The sequence below is a fragment of the Coleofasciculus chthonoplastes PCC 7420 genome (genome assembly GCF_000155555.1).
Lineage (GTDB): Bacteria > Cyanobacteriota > Cyanobacteriia > Cyanobacteriales > Coleofasciculaceae > Coleofasciculus > Coleofasciculus chthonoplastes_A.
Map to the genome: position 1 here is coordinate 175,482 of NZ_DS989848.1, position 7,152 is coordinate 182,633.

The 7,152-nt window shown below is 45.7% G+C and carries 4 protein-coding genes and 1 pseudogene; 2 read left to right on the forward strand and 3 right to left on the reverse strand.

The features are described from left to right. The first annotated feature begins 16 nt into the window (after positions 1-16). Entirely contained in the window at positions 17-1,621 is a 1,605-nt protein-coding gene (locus MC7420_RS12975; RefSeq protein ID WP_006100888.1) for an Hsp70 family protein, read from the forward strand. Between the two features lie 417 nt (positions 1,622-2,038). Here MC7420_RS12975 and MC7420_RS12980 read toward each other — a convergent pair whose 3' ends face one another. After that, the gene (locus MC7420_RS12980; protein ID WP_006100796.1) at positions 2,039-2,287 is read right to left on the reverse strand and encodes a hypothetical protein; all 249 of its coding nucleotides are present in this window, start codon (positions 2,285-2,287) and stop codon (positions 2,039-2,041) included. A 93-nt stretch (positions 2,288-2,380) separates the two neighbouring features. Between MC7420_RS12980 and MC7420_RS12985 the strand changes: the two genes are divergently transcribed. Next, on the forward strand, positions 2,381-3,550 hold the full coding sequence (locus MC7420_RS12985; RefSeq protein WP_006100855.1) for a tetratricopeptide repeat protein: 1,170 nt from the start codon (positions 2,381-2,383) through the stop codon (positions 3,548-3,550). Between the two features lie 248 nt (positions 3,551-3,798). Here MC7420_RS12985 and MC7420_RS12990 read toward each other — a convergent pair. Together MC7420_RS12990 and MC7420_RS12995 are read right to left on the reverse strand one after the other, a co-directional pair. After that, a pseudogene (locus tag MC7420_RS12990) lies at positions 3,799-4,050 on the reverse strand (ATP-binding protein); the annotation flags it as partial. A 338-nt stretch (positions 4,051-4,388) separates the two neighbouring features. After that, the gene (locus MC7420_RS12995) at positions 4,389-7,043 is read right to left on the reverse strand and encodes a tetratricopeptide repeat protein (RefSeq protein WP_006100986.1); all 2,655 of its coding nucleotides are present in this window, start codon (positions 7,041-7,043) and stop codon (positions 4,389-4,391) included. Between the last annotated feature and the right edge of the window lie 109 nt (positions 7,044-7,152).

Sequence of the window (7,152 nt, forward strand, 5' to 3'; positions counted from 1 at the left end):
GAATGACGAATGACAAATGACGAACTACGCAATTGATTTTGGCACAAGCAATACAGTTATCACTCGCTGGAACGCCGCCACGGGCGAAGCGGAAACCGTCAGCCTACCTGGTTTATCAATACAACTTGCCCAAAATCCACCCCTGATTCCCAGTTTGGTCTATGTTGAGGATGCCCAGCAAGGTCAGGTGATCGTCGGTCAAACAATCCGCGATCGCGGCTTAGATCTTACCACCGATCTCCGCTTTTTCTCCGGCTTCAAACGCGGGATAGGTTCCCAGATTCAGGGATTTTTGCCGGAATTGGATCAACAACCCATCAGTTTTGAGCAAATTGGACAATGGTTCCTCAGCCAAATTATCGCCAAAGTCTCCCCTTCCCCCACAGACACGATTGAATCCTTAATTCTTACCGTACCCGTCGATAGCTTTGAGGCGTATCGCCACTGGTTAACCGGAGTGTGTCAAGCCTTACCCGTGGAACAACTGCGGATACTGGATGAACCCACCGCCGCCGCTTTGGGGTATGGTGTAGCAGAAGGTGAAACCCTCCTCGTCGTGGATTTCGGTGGCGGTACTTTGGATTTATCCCTGGTGCAGTTAAATCAAGAGGTACAACCGGGGAAACAGCCCCTGGGATTTATCCTGAAATGGGGGGAAAAAGTATTAGGTGAACGTTCGGGACAAAAGCCACAAATCGCCCGCGTACTCGCCAAAGCTGGACAAAATTTAGGCGGTTCAGATATTGATAACTGGCTAGTAGATTATTTTGTCAAAACCCAGGGAATTACGCGATCGCCCTTAACCACGCGATTAGCGGAACGCTTGAAAATTAAGCTTTCTACAGAATCCACCGCCACGGAAGTTTACTTTAACGATGAAACACTAGAGAGTTATGAACTGAGTCTGGATCGGCAAACCTTTGAAACCATCTTAACGGATCACCAATTTTTTGATAACCTGAATGAACGAATGACCCAACTCCTGCAACAAGCACGGCGCAGTGGTATCGAAGTCGCCGATATTGATGCGGTATTATTAGTCGGGGGAACCGTAAAAATTCCCGCCGTCCAAGAGTGGGTAAAGCAATACTTTAACGCCGAAAAGATTCGTTCCCGAAAACCCTTTGAAGCCATCGCCCAGGGCGCATTACAATTAGCCCAAGGCATAGAAGTCCAAGACTTCCTCTACCATAGCTATGGGATTCGCTACTGGGATCGACGGAATAAGTGTCACAATTGGCATCCGATTATAAAAGCCGGACAACCCTATCCGATGAGTAATCCCGTGGAATTAGTAGTAGGGGCGTCAGTAGACAATCAACCGAGTATTGAATTAATCGTCGGCGAATTAGGCGCAGAAACAGGAGCAACCGAGGTATACTTTGAAGGCGATCGCCTAGTCACACGCCAACTCGGTGGCGGCAAAACCGCCGTACAACCCTTAAATGATCGGGACGGTGCCAGAACCATTGCCCAGCTTACACCCCCCGGAAATCCGGGACGCGATCGGATCAAACTCAAATTTTCAGTCGATCGCGATCGCGCATTACGATTAACAGTAGACGACTTACTCACCGAACAAACCGTCTTACAAAATCAGATAGTCGCCCAACTAAGTTGAATGTTTGTTTGTAGTTGCGCTTTAGCGCCATAAGCATTTAAGCGCCAACTATAAAATGACATTTCAATTCAAAGGAGTGATAAGCTGTCATGCATTTAAATTGGGTATTAGTAGCGAGCAAGATGCAAAGCCTGCGGCATGGCTTCGCTAAACGCACTACACGGATGAGAGCCATTATTGACATTAAGGTTTAAATGCCGAACAGCTTATGCAGCTAATTTGTAGGTTGGGTTTCGACTTCGCTCAACCCAACATTCCATAATCACTGAACCGCGAATATCTCCCCCAACTCCCTTAGCTATTTTCACACACTGCACTAGGACATCGGTCAAGAAACCGGGTTTCTTTGGGTGAAAGCTTGATAGTCGTTGTCATCCTTACGAGAAACCCGGTTTCTCGGAATACTTGACCAACACTCTAGGATTCCTGTTCCTTCTGCAATAATTCCTCTTTAGAATCACTCCAGTAGGCGCTATACGTCCAGACTTCACGACTTCCTTTATCTTCCACTGACCAACGATAAATCGCCGATTTGGGATTAACCCCAACCTCAATCAGCTTCGCTCCCATATAATATTCCATCTGGCGCTTAGTCATATCCTTCGCACCACTAGGCTGACTCTTAGAGATTGTGCGAGACATGTGGGCTTGTGTCGGTTTTGGCATTGTTTTCTAGTATGAATAGCAAATCAACTGATCTTATTGTTCCATGTCTGACTGTCACCAAAGAGGGAATTAAGGATGGATCTCAGTCTATGTATGATTGTAAAAAACGAGGAAGCCAGTTTATCTCAAGTTTTGGAGAGTGTGCAGCCAATCGTCGATGAAATGGTGATCCTAGATACCGGATCAAGCGATCGCACGATTGATATCGCTACCGATTATGGAGCAAGAGTCTATCATTTTCAATGGTGCAATGACTTTTCCGCCGCCCGCAACCAGGCGCTGCGCTATGTGCGCGGGAAGTGGGTGTTGGTACTGGATGCGGATGAGGTGTTAACGCCGGAAATTGTCCCCGAAATCCAACAGGCGATACAAAACGATCGCAACTTGGTGATTAATCTGATCCGTCAAGAAGTGGGTGCGACTCAATCCCCCTATTCCCTGGTATCCCGTTTATTTCGCCATCATCCCGATATCTATTTTTCTCGCCCCTACCATTCTCTGGTGGATGATAGTGTCGCCCAATTGTTACAGCGAGAACCGGATTGGCAGGTGATTTCCCTGTCTACGGTGGGCATTTTACATTATGGCTATCAACCGGGTGCGATCGCGGCGTTGGATAAATACACTCGCGCCAAGACTGCTATGGAAGGATTCCTGGCTGATCATCCTAATGATGCATACTTGTGTAGTAAATTAGGGGCGCTGTATGTGCAAATCGGTCAAGTAGGGGAGGGAATTGCCCTGCTTAAACGTGGATTCACGGATTCACAGGTAGACGCTTCGGTCTTATTTGAATTACATTACCATTTAGGCAATGCTTACACCAAACAGAATCAACTCCAATTAGCGGCAGATCACTATCAAGACGCGATTAAGCAACCGATTCTGCCCCAACTTAAACTGGGAGCCTATAATAATTTAGGGAATTTGTTATTCGGCGTTGGCGATTTCACCACAGCGAAACGAGCTTATGAAACCACGGTGAAAATTGATCCGAGTTTTGCCGTGGGATACAATCACCTGGGGATGACCTTAAAAGCCTTGGGACAGTGGGAATCTGCGATAACCGCTTATCAAAAAGCCATTCAACTGAATCCCGACTATGCCGACGCTTACCAAAACTTAGGGGTTGTATTACTTAAACTGGGACGAGTATCAGAAAGTTTAGCCGCATTTGAGAGTGCGATCGCCCGTCATCAAGTCACCAATCCCCAGGAAGCGCAACGGTTACGTCAAGAGTTGCAAGGGATGGGGTTGCGATAAACCCATTGGTGACACGGGCGCTACCTGTAGGGGTACGGCATTGCCCATGGGTGTCAACTTAAGGTAGAAAAGCAATACTAGAGAGATTTTCCCCCCTTGTCTTCTTTCCATCCTTGTCCTCCTTGTCTTGTCCCCACCTAAGAGTAAAAAACCTACACCTGTCAGGGGGCTGGGGGTGAGGGGTTGAGCTTAAGTCTGACACCAATGACGTGTGCCCTAACACCGACGTGCGCTCGGTTTAATTGTCAAACATAATACTTCTGCTCTTCTAAGTCCGCTTTCAGCCGCAGTAATTCCGTTGATTTTCCCGCCCCCCGATGTCCCGCATAGAGATTACAGGTGACTCTATCTGATAATAAAATCGATCGTCCCAGTTCAATTAAAATATCACAATCGCCCCGCACCTCTTCACAATCCACGTAAGTTGGAACACCAGGGGGTAAGGGGCGAAAGGGGTCAAAGGCATTAAAAATTCGTTTTAATATCTGGAAATCGTTCATAGTTGGTCATTTGTCTTATGTCATTGATGCTGTTCGTCTAACTTATCACGGATTAATTTCGCTCAACACATCGCGAATAAACACAATGTAGCGCACTTCATCATGTTCTCCTTTAGGGTTCGTTCGTAGTCGGGGCTTTAGCCCCTGATCCGATGATGTTTCTGTGCCTAAGCTTAATCTATCAAATTCAGGACTTACGCAGTTACATCACAGGGGCAAAGGTGCGTTACGCGACCCTATCACACCCTACACATAGAGGCTTTGCGTAAGTCCTAAAATTCGGTGTACTACAGGACGAGAGGCTGATAAACTCTTTGATAACTGCATCACTGAAAACGTTAATCAATGTCATTTTGAATCAACGCTTGAAATCGCGGATCTTGACGAATGTTATCCAATTCAGAATCCGTTTTTGCCATCTCTCGGTATTCATCAGGATTCAGCGTGATAGCTTGTTGTAGCTTTTCTAAGGCTAGGTCAATTTGGTTTTGCAATGCCAAATAGCAAGCTTTTTTGTAAAATGCATTAGCGTAATCTAGTTTAATTTCTAGGGCTTTATTACAGGAAATTATGGCTTCTTCAAATCGTCCTAACTTATACAGGGCAAAACCTCGGTTGTACCAGGCTTCATGGTCATCAGTTTTAAATTTTAAGGCATTATCGTAGCTAGCGATCGCTTCCTCAATTCGTCCTAACTTTCTTCGGGCAATACCCCGGTTGTACCGGGCTTGATGGTAATCAGGTTTAATTTGTAAGGCTTTATCGTAGCTAGCGATCGCTTCCTTTAATTGTCCTAACCCATCTAGGGCATTACCCCGGTTGTACCAGGCTTCAGGGTCATCAGATTTAAATTGTAAGGCATTATCGTAGCTAGCGATCGCTTCCTCTAATTGTCCTAAATTACCGAGGGCAATACCCCGACTGTACCAGGCTTCAGGGTCATCAGGTTTAAATTGTAAGGCTTTATCGTAGCTAGCGATCGCTTCCTCTAATTGTCCTAAATTACCGAGGGCAATACCCCGACTGTACCAGGCTTCAGGGTCATCAGGTTTAAATTGTAAGGCTTTATCGTAGCTAGCGATCGCTTCCTCTAATTGTCCTAAATTAAATAGGGCATTACCCCGGTTGTTCCAGGCTTGATGTAAATCAGGTTTAAATTGTAAGGCTTTATCGTAGCTAGCGATCGCTTCCTCTAATTGTCCTAACTTTTTTAGGGCAATACCCCGGTTGTTCCAGGCTTGATGGCAATCGCGTTTAAATTGTAAGGCTTTATCAAAGCTAGCGATCCCTTCCTCTAATCTTCCTAAATCAAATAGGGCATTACCCCGGTTGTACCAGGCTTGATGGTCATCAAGTTTAAATTGTAAGGCTTTATCAAAGCAAGTGATCGCTTCCTCTAATTGTCCTAACTTTCTTAGGGCAATACCCCGGTTGTACCAGGCTTGATCATAGCTAGCGATCGCTTCCTCTATTCGTCCTAACTTATCTAGGGCAATACCCCGGTTGTACCAGGCTTGATGGTAATCAGGTTTAAATTGTAAGGCTTTATCAAAGCTAGCGATCGCTTCCTCTATTCGTCCTAACTCATCTAGGGCAGAACCCCGGTTGTACCAGGCTTCATGTTTATCAGGTTTAAATTGTAAGGCTTTATCAAAGCTAGCGATCGCTTCCTCTAATCTTCCTAACTTTCTTAGAGCAATACCCCGGTTGTAGCAGGCTTGATGGTCATCAGGCTCAAATTGTAAGGCTTTATCGTAGCTAGCGATCGCTTCCTCTAATCTTCCTAACTTTCTCAGGGCAATACTTCGGTCGAGCCAAACTTCATGTTGCTCCGGTTTAAATTGTAAGGCATTATCGTAGCTAGCGATCGCTTCCTCTAATCTTCCTAACTTTCTCAGGGCAATACCCCGGTTGTACCAGGCTTGATGGTAATCAGGTTTAAATTGTAAGGCTTTATCGTAGCTAGCGATCGCTTTAAATAGTCGTCCTAGCTTGCTCTGGGAATTACCCCGATTTTTCCATGCTTGATGGCAATCGCGTTTAAATTGTAAAGCTTGCTCAAAGCTAGCAATCGCTTCCTCTATTTCTCCTAACTCATCCATGGCATAACCCCTATTACACCAGGTTTCATAGTCATCAGGTTTAAATTGTAAGGCTTTATCGTAGCTAGCGATCGCTTCCTCTATTCGTCCTAAATTAAATAGGGCATTACCCCGGTTATTCCATGCTTGATGGCAATCGCGTTTAAATTGTAAGGCTTTATCAAAGCTAGCGATCGCTTCCTCTATTCGTCCTAAATTTCTCAGGGCAATACCTCGGTTGTTCCAGGCGTTGTGGGAATCCGGCGTAATATCTAACGCTTTTTCCCAGCAAACAATTGCATCAACTAAATCCCCGAGTCTAAATTGCTGATTGCCTTGCTTCAACCAAAACTCATCTTCCCCTTGAGATAATTCTGCTAAAGCCAACTTGCCTTGACTCTCTAATTTAAATAAGCCAGAACGCCAGTCAAAGAAGTCGGGGGCGCGGCGGTTGAAATAGGTGAGGGCAAATTTGGGCAGGAGAAAAACGAAACAGATATTAAAATGGTCGCGAAATGATTCTCGCTGTAGGTTCAGATGTCCTAATAAACGCGGCACAGAAAACAATGAATAGTTGTGGCGTTCTGTATTATCTTTGATTGCCTTTTCATAGTCATAAATCGAATGTTCTAACCCTTGGATAAATAAGATATCGATACTATCCCGATTGGGTAACGCGGCGATTTCGGTATAGAGATTCTCAATCGGTTCGGTGAGACGTAAAACCTCAATTCTTTTTTGCGGTAAATCTTTCCGAATATCCTTAATTAATTTCTCGGCGGTGGCGGGAGTACAGTCAACAAACAGCAAACCAAATCCTTCTGTCCAACTCAAAGAACGCCGCAGGGCTGCATATTCGTCCTCGGCGTCGCCCTTGTCGTCTTCATCCCATTCGGTCAGGTTTCGGATCATTGCTGTGATGCTGATGTATTCTGTTCAGAAACCGTAGGGGCGCACCGACGTGCAACTTAAGCTCAACCCCTCACCCCCAGCCCCTCTCCCGACCCCCCTCGTTCCCCCC